Annotated in this window: 14 protein-coding genes; 9 read left to right on the forward strand and 5 right to left on the reverse strand. The window is 36.9% G+C overall.

What is annotated here, in order from left to right:
- The first annotated feature begins 76 nt into the window (after positions 1-76).
- From lysA to HH_RS07345, 8 genes are all read left to right on the forward strand, one after another.
- Positions 77-1,351, forward strand: a complete 1,275-nt coding sequence (gene lysA, locus HH_RS07310) for a diaminopimelate decarboxylase (protein WP_011116347.1) — start codon at positions 77-79, stop codon at positions 1,349-1,351.
- 19 nt (positions 1,352-1,370) lie between these two features.
- A complete protein-coding gene (pheA, locus tag HH_RS07315; protein ID WP_011116348.1) occupies positions 1,371-2,468 on the forward strand; it encodes a chorismate mutase in 1,098 nt (365 codons plus the stop codon).
- Between the two features lie 28 nt (positions 2,469-2,496).
- Positions 2,497-3,384, forward strand: coding sequence for a DUF2156 domain-containing protein (locus HH_RS07320; RefSeq protein WP_011116349.1), 888 nt, complete (start codon positions 2,497-2,499; stop codon positions 3,382-3,384).
- Positions 3,381-4,193, forward strand: a complete 813-nt coding sequence (locus tag HH_RS07325; RefSeq protein ID WP_041309127.1) for a glycoside hydrolase family 25 protein — start codon at positions 3,381-3,383, stop codon at positions 4,191-4,193. The genes HH_RS07320 and HH_RS07325 overlap by 4 nt, the downstream gene beginning before the upstream one ends.
- A 3-nt stretch (positions 4,194-4,196) precedes the next feature.
- On the forward strand, positions 4,197-5,174 hold the full coding sequence (locus HH_RS07330) for an alpha/beta fold hydrolase (protein WP_011116351.1): 978 nt from the start codon (positions 4,197-4,199) through the stop codon (positions 5,172-5,174).
- A 120-nt stretch (positions 5,175-5,294) separates the two neighbouring features.
- Positions 5,295-6,497 carry a ferritin-like domain-containing protein gene (locus tag HH_RS07335; protein ID WP_041309128.1) on the forward strand — a complete coding sequence of 401 codons (1,203 nt, stop codon included), beginning with the start codon at positions 5,295-5,297 and terminating at the stop codon, positions 6,495-6,497.
- 9 nt (positions 6,498-6,506) lie between these two features.
- Complete coding sequence (locus HH_RS07340; protein ID WP_011116353.1) at positions 6,507-7,640, forward strand: acyl-CoA dehydrogenase family protein; 1,134 nt, start codon at positions 6,507-6,509, stop codon at positions 7,638-7,640.
- A 2-nt stretch (positions 7,641-7,642) separates the two neighbouring features.
- Entirely contained in the window at positions 7,643-8,515 is an 873-nt protein-coding gene (locus tag HH_RS07345; RefSeq protein ID WP_011116354.1) for a phosphate/phosphite/phosphonate ABC transporter substrate-binding protein, read from the forward strand.
- On the opposite strand, the gene truD is transcribed toward HH_RS07345, so the two are convergent.
- The 4 genes from truD to recR form a co-directional block, all read right to left on the reverse strand.
- Positions 8,512-9,669 carry a tRNA pseudouridine(13) synthase TruD gene (truD, locus tag HH_RS07350; RefSeq protein ID WP_011116355.1) on the reverse strand — a complete coding sequence of 386 codons (1,158 nt, stop codon included), beginning with the start codon at positions 9,667-9,669 and terminating at the stop codon, positions 8,512-8,514. The genes HH_RS07345 and truD overlap by 4 nt on opposite strands.
- A 2-nt stretch (positions 9,670-9,671) precedes the next feature.
- Positions 9,672-10,706: an alanine racemase gene (locus HH_RS07355; protein WP_011116356.1), complete on the reverse strand. Its 1,035-nt coding sequence runs from the start codon at positions 10,704-10,706 to the stop codon at positions 9,672-9,674.
- Positions 10,707-10,750: 44 nt separating this feature from the next.
- Positions 10,751-11,056 (reverse strand): c-type cytochrome, encoded by a 306-nt coding sequence (locus HH_RS07360; RefSeq protein WP_011116357.1) that lies wholly within the window; start codon positions 11,054-11,056, stop codon positions 10,751-10,753.
- Between the two features lie 95 nt (positions 11,057-11,151).
- Positions 11,152-11,739 (reverse strand): recombination mediator RecR, encoded by a 588-nt coding sequence (gene recR / locus HH_RS07365; protein WP_011116358.1) that lies wholly within the window; start codon positions 11,737-11,739, stop codon positions 11,152-11,154.
- A gap of 114 nt (positions 11,740-11,853) precedes the next feature.
- On the opposite strand from recR, the gene dnaJ reads away from it, so the two are divergent.
- Positions 11,854-13,011, forward strand: a complete 1,158-nt coding sequence (dnaJ, locus tag HH_RS07370; protein ID WP_011116359.1) for a molecular chaperone DnaJ — start codon at positions 11,854-11,856, stop codon at positions 13,009-13,011.
- Here dnaJ and HH_RS07375 read toward each other — a convergent pair.
- Entirely contained in the window at positions 13,001-13,432 is a 432-nt protein-coding gene (locus tag HH_RS07375) for a hypothetical protein (protein WP_011116360.1), read from the reverse strand. The two genes, dnaJ and HH_RS07375, sit on opposite strands and share 11 nt — an antisense overlap.
- Positions 13,433-13,460: the final 28 nt, after the last annotated feature.

Here is a 13,460-nt window from a genome sequence, read left to right on the forward strand (position 1 = left end):
TTTAACATAATATTATGCTATTGTGGCTAAAATTATCATTTATAAAAGTAATTGAAATGATAAATTCGGAGTAATTATGGAGCAAACACATTATTTTGCCCTTGCAGATACTTATCAAACACCACTTTATGTATATGATTTGGAGCGCATTACTCAAGCATTTTGTGCGATAAAAGACGCTTTTAAAGCGCGTAAATCGCTCATTTGTTATGCACTTAAGGCAAATTCTAATCTCTCTATTATTCATCACCTAGCTCAACTTGGGAGCGGAGCGGATTGTGTATCTATCGGTGAAGTAAGACGCGCTTTAAGAGCCGGGATTCCTAAATATAAAATTATTTTTAGTGGTGTAGGAAAACAAGATAATGAAATTGAAGAAGCACTTCAAAGTGATATTCTATTTTTAAATGTGGAGAGCGAAGAGGAATTATTGCGTATAGAATCTATTGCAAAAAAACTTGATAAAATAGCAAGAATATCAGTGCGTGTTAATCCAAATATTGATGCTAAAACTCACCCTTATATCTCAACAGGATTGAATGAAAATAAATTCGGCGTAGATATAGAGCAGGCAAAATCTATGTATATTTTTGCTAAAAATGCTCAATTTCTTGAGCCTATCGGGATTCATTTTCATATTGGCTCACAAATTACAGATTTAGAGCCAATTAAACAATCTGCACAAAAAATAGCACAACTTACACATTCTCTTCTTGCCCTTAAAATTGATTTGAAATTTTTTGATATTGGTGGGGGTATAGGGATTCGCTATACTGATGAATCCCTTATTAATCCATATGATTATGCTCAAGCTATTTTGGAAGCATTGTATGGGCTTGATTTAACAATTATATGTGAGCCCGGACGATTTCTTGTAGGGGAGAGTGGCGTTTTGCTTACGCGTGTGCTCTATGAAAAGCATAATGGACATAAACGTTTTGTAATTGTAGATGCAGCGATGAATGATTTAATGCGCCCTGCACTTTATCGTGCTACGCATCAAGTGGAATATTTTTTAAAAGATAAAAGAGTAGATTCTTCTTTAGAGTCTAGCCTATGCGATATTGTAGGACCTATTTGTGAGAGCAGCGATTATTTGGCGAAAAATATTAAACTTCCACCACTTCAGGCAGGAGATGTGCTCGTGCTTAAAAATGCTGGAGCGTATGGTTATAGTATGGCAAGTAATTATAATACGCGTCCTCGTCCTGCAGAAGTAGCTCTTATGCAAGGCAATGCACGGCTTATTAAACATAGAGAATCTTTTGAGAAAATGATAGAAGATGAGGAGAGATTGCTTGAAGATACTTTAGAAATGCCTCTTCAATCAGAAGATGGAGAGAATCCCTAAAACAAGATAAGGACATATTATGCCTCAAATACCACAAGATACGATACTCCAAACTCTCCGTAATGAGATTGATAGCATTGATTCGGAGATTTTTGATGCTTTGCAAAAGCGTATGGCGCTTGTAGCACAAGTAGGAGCACATAAGACCAAGCAAGGCGGAGCAATTTATCGCCCAGAGCGAGAGAGGGAAATTATTGAACGTTTGAGTCAAAGAGAAAGTAAATATTTAAATGAACGTGCCATTGAGGCAATTTATCAAGAAATTTTTGCTATTTCGCGCAATTTGGAGTTACCTGAAAAAGTGGCATTTTTAGGACCTGTAGGGAGTTATACGCATCAGGCGGCAGAAGAACGATTTGGCGCAATGAGCAAGTATATACCACTTAATACTATCAGTGCAGTTTTTGAATCTCTTGCTTATAAACGTGTAAAATATGGCGTAATACCACTTGAGAATAATACAAATGGTATGGTAGGTGAGAGTATTGACTTTTTAGCATATTATGATTTTAAAATTATTGCAGAAATCATTTTGCCTATTCATCATAGTTTTTTGAGTAGCTGTGAGCATTTGAGCGAAGTGAAAAAGATTTTTTCTAAAGATATTGCATTTGGGCAATGTCAAAAATTTCTTCACGCACATAATCTTCATCATATTGAACAGATTCCTACAGATTCAACAGCACGTGCTGTGCAACTTGCTGCTAGTAACCCGCAAAGTGCGGCTATTGGCTCTAAAATTGCAGGAAAGCTTTATAATTTGCCATTGATGTTTGAACATATTGAGGATTCCCAAAATAATAAAACTCGTTTTGTGATAGTGAGTGATTTTGCGAATGCACCTAGTGGAAAGGATAAAACCTCTCTTTTTGTGAATCTCAAAAATGATGACCAAGTAGGCACTTTATTTCGTTTATTGGGTGATTTTGAAAAAGAGGGTATTAATCTTACAAAAATAGATTCGCGTCCGATTCGCTCAAATGAGAGCTTTAAAACAGGATTTTTTATTGATTGTGAGGGGCATTACCTTGATAAACCATTGCAGCGACTTTTTGCTAAGAGAAGTGATGAAATAAAATGGCTTGGAAGTTATATTTTTACTGATATTAAAAAATAAATGCAATATAGGCAACTAAGGAGAAATAATGGAGTTTAAAAAAATAGAACTTGAAGATAGAACACTTCTAGAACCATTTACAAATCAGAAAGGACGATGGCTATCAGATATGAATTTTAGCAATATGTTTATGTGGCGACATTCACGCGAGATTAGCTATACATTTTTACAAGAACATCTCATTGTGCAGACACGCTATCCTCATCAAAATCCATTTGTATTCTATCCATTGGGAGCAGGAGATAAAAAACCCATTATAGAATCCCTCATACAATTTTATAAAGACTTATCATTACCGCTTGAGCTGCATTCTTTGCAAAGTAATGAAGTAGAAGAGCTTGAATCTTATTTTCCACATACTTTTGAAATCACTCAAAGACGTGATAGATTTGATTATGTGTATAATGTAGAGGAGCTTATAACACTTTCTGGACGCAAGTTTCATAAGAAAAAAAATCATTTGAATCGTTTTTGGCTTACATATCCACAAACACAATATGAATCTTTTTCAAATGCTAATCTTACCGAAGTTCTAAAAGTAAATAATATGTGGTTTGAAGCAGGAAATAGCGAAGATAAGGGATTATATTTTGAGAATCTAGGCATTAATGATGCTCTCTCTCATTTTGATAAACTCTCATTGCGAGGAGGGCTTTTGCGTTGTGATGGGGAGATTATCGCTTTTAGTTTTGGTGAAGAGATTGATGACGATTTGGCACTTATTCATATTGAAAAGGCTAATATTGCTTTTAGTGGTGCATATCAAGCGATTAATCAAGCTTTGTTAAAAAATGAATTTTCAAATCATCGCTATGTTAATCGTGAGGAAGATTTGGGCATTGAGGGCTTGCGAAAGGCGAAACTTTCCTATCAGCCATCATTTTTGCTTGAAAAATATGATGCGAGATTAAAGTGAGATTGCAATATTTGCGCTATTTAGTGTTTTTACGGCGAGTAGGGAAGTTTGCCATTCGTATAGGTGTGCTATGTGTGTTAGGTTTTATTTTTTTTATTTTGCAGCATAATGGTGTAGTGTGGTTTAATATGCCAAGTGATAAGGCATATCCTATCAAAGGTGTAGATGTCTCTGCTCATCAGGGGCAAATTGAATGGAAGATTCTAAAAGAGCAAGGCATTAGCTTTGCTTTTATCAAAGCCACAGAGGGAAGCAAATGGGTAGATAAACGTTTTGCATATAATTTTGAAAATGCACATAATCAAGGATTATTTGTAGGAGCTTATCATTTTTTTAGCTTTGATAGCAGTGGGCTTACGCAGGCAGAAAATTTTATTCGTAATGTGCAAAATGATAAATCTCCTAAGAGATTACCTCCTGTGATAGATATAGAATTTTATGGCACAAAGGCAAGCAATCCTCCAAGTGCTCAATCTGTATATAAAGAGCTTGATAAGCTTCTTTTGCACTTAGAGCAATACTATGGAGTAAAGCCTATTATTTATACAACACCTAGTTTTTATGATATGTATTTGCGTGGGCGATATAAAGATAATCCATTATGGATACGTTCGGTATTTTTTGCCCCACATTCTCTATGGGCAAGGTTGTTTAATGTGTATTTTGATAAAAACTCGTGGATATTTTGGCAGTATAATCCAAAAGGTGTATTAAAGGGATATAGCGGGGCTGAAAAGTATATTGATTTAAATGTGTTTAATGGAGGACAAATAGAGCTAGAACAATGGCTTAAAAAGAATAAGGAATAAAATATGCAAAAAAATATTACAGAAGAAATTTTTATACAAAAAGATAATAGTTTTATTTCAGCACAAGATGGACTTAGAATCTTTTATGATGTATATATGCCAAGCATTTTGTCAGAGTATGTTGTTGTCATTCAAATAGCACACGGTATGGTAGAACATAAAGGACGTTATGAGTGGGTAGGCAAATCTCTTGCCAAAGCGGGATTTATTGTGGCGATAAATGATCATAGAGGGCACGGAAAGAGTATTGATAGGTATCATATATGGGGTGAAATGAAGGGAAGTGCACAAAATGAGGCAAATAATGCCAGTGGATTTGATAAAGCAGTGGCAGATATGCACCAGCTTACGCTTTTGCTCAAACAGCATTTTAAGCCGCAAAAATTTGTCTTACTTGGGCATTCTATGGGTTCTCTACTTGCGCGTAGTTACCTTAAAAGTTATAAACACGAGCTTGATACACTTATTTTATCAGGCTCACCTGCATACAATCCACTTGTTGGCTTTGGACAAGCATTGGCACAGATGCTTAATGTCTGCCGACTTGAGCAATGGGGGAAGCATTTAATTAATAATCTTTCTTTTGGCAGTTTTAATAAACCATTTTTACACAATGAGGATGAAGATAATACAAAAGGTGGCTTTGCGTGGCTTTGTCGCGATAAAGCCATAGTAGAGGCATATAAGGCAGATAGTGCGTGTCAGTTTATTTTCAGTCTAGAGAGCTTTATAGGACTTTTTGAGGGTATGAGACAGGTAAATGATATGCGAGGGCTACAAGGAGAGAATCTTCCGCTTTTAATTATAAGTGGTAGCTGTGATAGTTGTGGAGATTTTGGTGCAGGTGTAGAGAAAATTGCATATCAATATGAGCAATGCGGCTTTAATGTGGAGTTGATACTTTATGAGGGTGCAAGACACGAGATTTTAAATGAAATAAATAAAGAGCAAGTATTAGAAGATATTTTAAACTTTATATGAAAGGTATCTGCCTTAAGAGTTATTTAAGTTAAATATTTTTATCATTTCTTCCTAAGCTTTCTGTAAGAAAGAATACAAGTCTTCCTAAACTTGAATGTAGTTTTAACACAAAGTCATTTTATGCAAAATTCTTTGAAATCCGTCTGCTTTATGGGTGGCTTACCGCTTGGCACACTCTTTTTTATGCGACTTGAAAATGCTTTTTTATTAACAGAAAAAGGCGCATTGATAGAAGTTGTAAGTGATGTAGATAATTTAGAAAATGACCTTATTATGTGGTGTGCTTTCAAAGGTGAGGAGTTTGTCCAAAAGTGTGCAATAAGTCAAAATGCAGATTCTAAGGGTAATTTTGTGTATATCTTGTGCAAAAAATCCCCCACAAGATTCCAAAAATTTGATTGTCATTCTCACATAAGTCCATCGGCGCAAGGTTTAGCACCAAATGGTGTGCAAGTGGAATTGGCAAGTCCAAATTATCATTTTGGTATAGAATCTAATAATATTTGGAGCAGTAATGCTTTGCAAATTTATGAGGATTCTAAAAAGTCGCAATGGAATGCCACCACAGATATAAAATGGCAAGAAATACCAGAGTTTAGCCCAGCCCTGCAATTTGCAATCGCACAGATTATGACTTATTTAACTGAAAATGAGTTTTCAGCTCTGTATATCCCCGCACGATTTTTAGGGCAGATTTCACCCTTTTTCACGCCTATTCCGCTTTTACTCTCTTCTATTATCGGTGATGAGAGCCGACATATAGAATCTTTTATCAAAAGGGCAAATATTACAGGGCTTGGTGTGCAATACTCCACACTTACAACACAACAAAGCCTTTTTAGCCTGTGGAATGAGAAAGATTATTTCAAATCTAGCTTTTTGCTGCATATTATGGGGGAAGGGACTTTCATTGATTTATTAAAGTTTTTAGAGGAGAGCTTTAGGGCATTAGGAGATGAGGCGAGTGCATATTTACTTGCTTTAGCAAGGAAAGATGAAAGTCGCCACGTTGCCTATGGAATCAATAATGTGAAACAAGCAATAGCACAAAATCCTGCCAAAATTGCTGCCTTAAAGGAAGTCGTTTTTGCGCGTAAAAATTATTTAGACGCACAAAGTGGCGAATCCTCCCTGCTTTTAGAATCTATGGCTCTATTGCGTGGAGGAGGTGAGGATAGCGCATTAATTTCGAATGGATTTGAGGAGGTGCAGGAATTAAAGAAAAAAATGGAGAAAAATCGCACAAAGCGGCTTGTGGAATGTGGCATTGATGAGGAACTTGCCCTTGATTTAAGCAGGGCTCATACACCTAATTTTATGTAAGGAGAAAATATGTTAAGTTTGGAAAACTTAGAACAAAAAGCAGCGGAGTTTGGTAAGGTATTTGTTGCTCCTCATACAGAATCTATTGACAAAGAAGCAAGATTCCCAAAAGAAGCCTATGATGAGCTCAAAAAGCAAGGGTTTATGGGGCTACTTGTGCCTAAAGAGTATGGCGGAAGCGGTGGAAATTGCTCTCATCACGCTTTAACTTGTTATACTTTAGCACAATTTGATGCTTCTACTGCACTTTGTTATATGATGCACAATGTTGCAACGGCTTGTATTGCAACTTTTGGGACAAAGGGGCAAAAAGAGGAATTTTTGCCAAAAATAGCAAAAGGGGAGATTTCTTTTGCTCTTGCTTATAGTGAAAGTGGCTCTGGGACACACTTTGGTTTGCCTGATATAACAGAGACAGAAGCGGGAGAGTATAGAATCTTAAAAGGGCGCAAAAGCTTTGTAACTTCGGCTCAACAAGCTAACTATTATCTTACTTATACAAATTCTTGCAAGGTAAATGGTGGTAAAAATAATTGGATTACACCCAATAATGTGGAGGGTATTTATCACGAAGAGGGCGTGTGGAATGGGTTAGGTATGCGCGGAAATGTCTCAAAACCTGTGCAATATAATGATGTGAAGCTTCATACAAAACAATATTTGCTAGGCAAAGACGGAGAGGGTGAAGCGCAAGCTGGAGTTGTAGCAATGTATTTTGTCGTGGGGCTTGGAGCGGTGTATAGCGGTGTGGGAAAGGCTTCTTATGAATGCGCACTTAGTCATTGTAAGAGTAGAAAATATACTGATGGCTCCTCTTTGGCAGATAAAGAGTTAGTGAGAATCCATATCGCAGAACTCTATACCAAAACGCAAAGCCAAATTGCACTTGTTTATGAGGCTGCAAGGGCATTTGATAATAAAGAATCTGATGCAATGTGCAAAATATTTGCGTGTAGGATTAACGCCACACATCTTGTTATGGATATTTGTGCTCTTGCAATGCGACTTGGTGGAGGAAAAGCTTATAGTAAGATCTTACCACTAGAGCGATATTTGCGAGATGCGTTCGCTTCACAAGTAATGGCGCCAAGTCTTGATATTTTACAAGTGTGGCTCTCTGATGCACTTTTACCAAAGGAGTAAATATGAAGTCAATTTTAGTAGGTGCAGTGGCGTATGCGCCACAAATTGTCCCTATTTGGGATACGATTAGGGAATATGCTAATGATTATTTTAAAGATATAAGGCTAGATTATGTGTTATTTAGCAACTATGAGCGGCAAGTGCAGTGGCTTAAAGAGGGAAAAATAGATATTGCTTGGAATACAAATGTGGCTTTTATTCGCTCTAAGCATTGCACAAATAATGGTGCAGAGGCAATTTTAATGCGCGATACTGATATTGGCTTTAAAAGTGTATTTGTAGCCAAGAGAGATACAATGAAGGGCTTAGAGGATTTGAAGGGTAAAAAATTTGGTTTAGGGAGTTTAGATTCTGCTCAAGCGGCGATTATGCCTTTATTTTACTTGCAGCAAAGTGCATTGAATCTTAGAGAAATGCCACTTGATTCACTCAATCAAAAAGGCACAGATGATATGCTTAGAATCTTCCGCTTTAATAGCGATGTGGGCAAACACGGCGATACAGGGCGAAGTGAATTTGATGTGCTGGATAAAATAAAAAGTGGAGAATTAGATGCAGGAGCTATTGGCTCTACTACTTGGGTGAGGGTTATGCAAGAGGGAAATTATCCTCAAATGGTGAATTTTTACACAAGCCCTGATTATTGTCATTGTAATTTTACAACCCTAAAAAGTTTTGATTCTTACTTAAAAAGAAGCTTTGTAGAAATGATGAAATCACAAAATGCCCTTAAAAATGACCCAAAAATTGCACATATGATGAGTTTAGAGGGACTTAATGAATGGGTTTTATGCGATCAAGATGCACTGAAGGGTTATGAAGAGATTGCTCAAGCAATGAAAGAACAACATCTTTTAGACATAGCGAATTATTAACAATTATGTGTGCTAAGTAGGCTTTCAAGGAAAATAGTGGCATAGCTTCCTTTAGGGAGATGAAAATGCAATTCAAAATGTGCCTCTTGTGGAATATATCGCCCCTCTATATTTTCTGCCCACACCCACGCATAACGTCTTGTGCCATTTGCTTTGATTTGAGAATCTAAAAATTGTTCTTCAATATCATAGGCAAGGCATTTTGAATGAGTGAATTTTGTGCCACAGAGCGCGCCCGTGGGAGCAATATCTTTTTGCAAAAAACGTGTAGATTCTATTAATGTATCATCGCATACAAAGTTTTTGCCAAATGGATAATGGCACATTATATCACCTTGTAGAATCACAAATGGTTGTTTTTGGCTTTGCAAAGTTTTAATGAGTTGAGGTGTGCAAGACTTGGCAAAAGTATGCAAAGTAGGAAAATTTGGGCTTTGCAGTGCTCTTAAAACTTCATTTGGCTTAAAAGAGCGAAGTATTTGTGCGAGTTGTATCCTTGAGCTAAGCCACGCATTAAAAAGATGACTTTGGTAGCTTGAGATGAGAAAATTGCTTATTTTTTTGTTTTTAAGCGTGAGTTTGTGCTCACTGATAGCTTTTCCACTTTGAAAATTATCCCCTTCTTTGCCAAAACGTTGATTACCAAAATAATTTGGGAATCCACTATGAGCGAGTAATTCTAATGTGGAATGAAGTTTAGTAGCATTGTTTGAGGAAACTTTTTTGAGGCGCATAAAAAAGCTATTCCCCTTGAGATGTCCGATTTTGAGTTTATGGTTGTGAGGTGTGATAGTGAGAATTTTAATATGTTGAGAGTGTAAATGAGGCAAGGCAGATTCAAGACGATTTTGTAAAGAGCGATGAATGCTTAAATATTGATAGCTTGTAGCTGCTTTGTCTTTAAGCCCTGCATAGCCAATATCACGCACTCTACAACCTAATGAGCTAGAAAGAATATTTAAGAGTTCAAAAGTGCTTAAGCCTTTTTTACGCACATAAAGTAATAAATGCTCACCACTTCCGCTTGGCTCATAAAGAGGAATTTCTTTAATCACAAAATCGCGAGGTGAGGTGTTGAAATAGCATTCTATGGGAGTGTGTGTAAAGGGGTAGATTCTAGAAATGTTTGTAAACTGGGGAAGGTGCGGCGACATAGCTATATAATAGTGCGTTTGATAAAGGGCGAGAGATGAGTTAGAATCTCATAGGTGATTGTGCCAAAAGCTTGAGCGATTGTATTTGCATCATCAAAGACACAGATTCTACTCTCATCACACATACAAGAAAAGCAATCCATTGACAAGCGGGGCAAGATTTGATAGCCTTTGGCAGTATAGACTTTGTGTCGCTCACTCACGCGGAAAAATCCATCACCATAGCCTATATCATAAGTGCTTACTATATTTTTAGAATCCATCTTTGTGCAACCACTATAACCAATTCGCGCATTTTGGGGTAAAACACGTGTAGAAATCCTATCAGCATAGAGGGCTGCAACTTTGCGTAATTTCGCGCTAATAGGATTCTCAAAGGCAACATCAAGGTAACCATACGCTGCAATACCTATGCGCACCAAATCATCATTAATGTTATTATTCATTGCTTCCCGAATTGCCCCAGAGGAGCTTAGGGAGTGAAAACGTGGCAGAGGAAATCCATACTTTTGGGCTAATTCTTTGATTTCTTGTTTGATAAGTGCAAATCGTTCCTGTGTGCGTTCAAATTCTTCATCAATATCATCGCCATAGCCATTATGTGAAAATACACCTATAAGGTTTAAGCCCCGATGCAAAATAAGTTCAACAAACTCACTTATCTCACTTGCTTGTATGCCATTGCGATTCATTCCTGCATTCACTTTTAATTCTACATTTGTGCCTTTTGGCAAGATAGAGATATGTTCTTTATGATTAATAACAAAGGCGATATGAGGAGGGAATGTGCCTTGAGGCATTCCATAAAGTGCAGTAATACAAGGAAAATCATCTTTGATTTGCATTGCTTCGGCATAGTTTTTGACAAACACACTCTTAATGCCATATTCTCTCGCTAAAGTACTTATTTGCTCTAAGCCGTGTCCATAGGCATTATCTTTTAATACAATAGCAAGTTCTGTGCTTGTTCCGATGTGTGAAGATATGAGATTGAGATTGTGTTTGTAAGATTGAGAATCAATAATTATTTCGGACATAATGTCGCTTATGCGGATACAATGTCATATCCGCATAAATAAATTTATTTAGGAAGTTTAGAAATGTAATCAGCTAATGCTTCAATATCAGCATCACTTACATTTGCCATCTGTCCGTACATAATAGCCTTAGCACCACCATTATCTTCTGTTTTAGCTTTGTAACCTTTAAGCTTTTTGAGCAAATCATCTTTTGCCATACCAGCTATTGTTACATCACCTTTGCTGCCCGGAGCAATTTTCTTTGCATCAGGTCCGTGACAAGCAACGCATTTTTTGAATGCTGCAGGAGCATCAGCGAAAGCAAGACTAGCAAAACCCAAAAGTGTGAGTAAAAGCAACTTTTTCATTGTTTGTTCCTTTCTGTTATTGGAGTTAGAAAACGCGTAAATTATACGCCCAAAGAAATTAATTATTTCTTAATTATTTCTTAATTATTTCTTAATTAAAGCTTGACGCGCAAACTCATTGCACGCGAAAGAGAGAGCTGGTCAATAGCATCTAGTCCTATCCCTGTGGGCACACCTTGTGCGATTTTGCTAAAATGCAAAGGCATTTTAATTTTATCTTCAATATAGAGCATAATTGCTTCATTTGCAAGACTTGGCGAGAGTGCAAAAATAATTTCACGCACAGATTCGGTATCAATTCTTTGATTAAGGAGCGTAAAGTCAATTTGCTCTAAATCTCCTTGTGAATCTAGCACAAAATATCGCCCCTTAAATTCTCCCATATCTTCAAGCGTAAAAATATCACGTGGATTTGCTACGATGCATAATTCTCCATTTTCCCTTGAACTATCAAGACAAATATCACAAATCTCGCTTTCGCTTATACCAAAACATTTATGGCATTTTTGCACCAAAAGGGCAGCATTTTCAATGGCGTGAGCGATATTAAGCCCTAAGAATTTGTTTTCCATACAGAGAGCATATGCCATTTTTTGCGCACTTTTTTTGCCAATGGCGGGGAGTTTCTCAAGTGTAGAGATAAGCTCTGAAAACGCTTTAAGGCTGGATTTATATTGATTCATTATTATGCCCTTACTAAGATTAAACTTGCAATCATAGCTATAAAGAATTTAACTTCGCCTTATAAAATTTCGCTACAATTTCAGATTTAATTTTGATTAAAGTAGGAGTGAGTTTTGGAGACATTTGATTATTATGAAATCCTTGAAATTACGCGCACAAGTGATAAGGAGACAATCAAAAAAGCTTATCGTAAAATGGCACTTAAATATCACCCTGATAGAAACCCTGATGATAAAGATGCAGAAGAGCAGTTTAAACGCGTGAATGAAGCCTATGAGGTGCTAAGCGATGATTCTAAGCGCCAAATTTATGATAAATATGGCAAGGAAGGCTTGCAAAATTCAGGTTTTAGTGGTTTTAGCGGTCGCGATTTTAGTGATATTTTTGGGGATTTGGGTTCAATTTTTGAATCTGCATTCGGTGCCAACTTTGGATTCTCAACTCAAAAACGAGGCGGGGGTAAATATAATTTAGATGAGATTGTGGGATTAGAGTTAAGCTTTACAGAAGCCGTATTTGGGTGCAAAAAAGAAATTCATAATAGTTTTAAAATTGCGTGTAGTGATTGTAAAGGCACAGGTGCTAAAGGTGGCAAACTCAATACTTGCAAGGATTGTGGTGGTAAGGGACAGGTATATATGCGACAAGGATTTATGACTTTTGCGCAAACTTGTCCTACTTGCAAGGGTGAGGGGCAAAGTGCAAGCGAGAAATGCTCCAAATGTAAGGGTAGCGGGTTTGAGATAAGTGAGGAGAGCTTTGAAGTGAGTATCCCTGAAGGCATTGATGATGGGAATAGAATCCGCATTGGTGGGCGAGGAAATGCTGATAAGAATGGTAGCAGGGGAGATTTATATATTGCCGTGAGTGTTGCAGAAGATGAAAATTTTGTGCGTGATGGAGAGAATGTTTATATTGAAGTGCCGGTATTTTTTACTTCAATCGTGCTTGGCACAACGCTTAAGATTCCATCTTTGCGTGGAGAATTAGAGCTTAAAATCCCGCCAAATACACGGGATAAAGAGCAATTTGTTTTTGATAATGAGGGGATAAAAGATGTCAATAGCGCATACAGAGGGAAGTTTGTCGCACAGATTAAAATCACTTATCCTCCAAAGCTTAATGCCGAGCAAAGAGCGCTTACTGAAAAGCTTCAAGAAAGCTTTGGCATTGAGAGCGAGCCTTATAAGAATGTTTTTGAAGAGTGCTTTACAAAAGTCAAGCAATGGTTACATAAGCATAGTAAAAATGACAAAGACACTACAAAATAGATTTTAAGCCACTATGCCCTTTAATCACATAGCTATAATCATTTATGCCAGAGCGGGTTTCGCCAAGATAGTGATAGCCGTGAAATACATAGTAGTAGCCTACATTGTATTCATAAGTTGTCTTAGCACCACTTTGAATGAAGCCGTGCAAATCTAATCCAGCCATATGAAGCCCTGTCCTAAAGTCTTTACCTATTGCGTCATTCCATTGATGATTAAATGAATACGCTACATTTAAAAAGAGTGGATTTGTTTGAGAAGCAATATTTACTCCAAACTTGATATGAGCATCATACCAAACGAACGGCTCATTTTTACTACCCTTTGCTTTGCTTACACCAACTCCAAGAATCTCACCCCCTGCTTCAGCAAAAAGATATACTAAGATTCTATAATCATTAAGAGTTACAAAATTCCCCAAACATTATAGAAACTTATAAAAGTGTTAC

The sequence above is a fragment of the Helicobacter hepaticus ATCC 51449 genome, assembly GCF_000007905.1.
Taxonomy (GTDB): domain Bacteria; phylum Campylobacterota; class Campylobacteria; order Campylobacterales; family Helicobacteraceae; genus Helicobacter_C; species Helicobacter_C hepaticus.

What these genes read in the sequence shown, in the direction of transcription:
- HH_RS07320 (WP_011116349.1), top strand. Translation starts at nt 2,497, where the DNA reads ATGGAGTTTAAAAAAATAGAACTTGAAGATAGAACACTTCTAGAACCA.
- pheA (WP_011116348.1), top strand. Translation starts at nt 1,371, where the DNA reads ATGCCTCAAATACCACAAGATACGATACTCCAAACTCTCCGTAATGAG.
- truD (WP_011116355.1), bottom strand. Translation starts at nt 9,669, where the DNA reads ATGTCGCCGCACCTTCCCCAGTTTACAAACATTTCTAGAATCTACCCC.
- HH_RS07335 (WP_041309128.1), top strand. Translation starts at nt 5,295, where the DNA reads ATGCAAAATTCTTTGAAATCCGTCTGCTTTATGGGTGGCTTACCGCTT.
- HH_RS07340 (WP_011116353.1), top strand. Translation starts at nt 6,507, where the DNA reads ATGTTAAGTTTGGAAAACTTAGAACAAAAAGCAGCGGAGTTTGGTAAG.
- HH_RS07360 (WP_011116357.1), bottom strand. Translation starts at nt 11,056, where the DNA reads ATGAAAAAGTTGCTTTTACTCACACTTTTGGGTTTTGCTAGTCTTGCT.
- HH_RS07330 (WP_011116351.1), top strand. Translation starts at nt 4,197, where the DNA reads ATGCAAAAAAATATTACAGAAGAAATTTTTATACAAAAAGATAATAGT.
- HH_RS07355 (WP_011116356.1), bottom strand. Translation starts at nt 10,706, where the DNA reads ATGTCCGAAATAATTATTGATTCTCAATCTTACAAACACAATCTCAAT.
- recR (WP_011116358.1), bottom strand. Translation starts at nt 11,739, where the DNA reads ATGAATCAATATAAATCCAGCCTTAAAGCGTTTTCAGAGCTTATCTCT.
- HH_RS07345 (WP_011116354.1), top strand. Translation starts at nt 7,643, where the DNA reads ATGAAGTCAATTTTAGTAGGTGCAGTGGCGTATGCGCCACAAATTGTC.
- lysA (WP_011116347.1), top strand. Translation starts at nt 77, where the DNA reads ATGGAGCAAACACATTATTTTGCCCTTGCAGATACTTATCAAACACCA.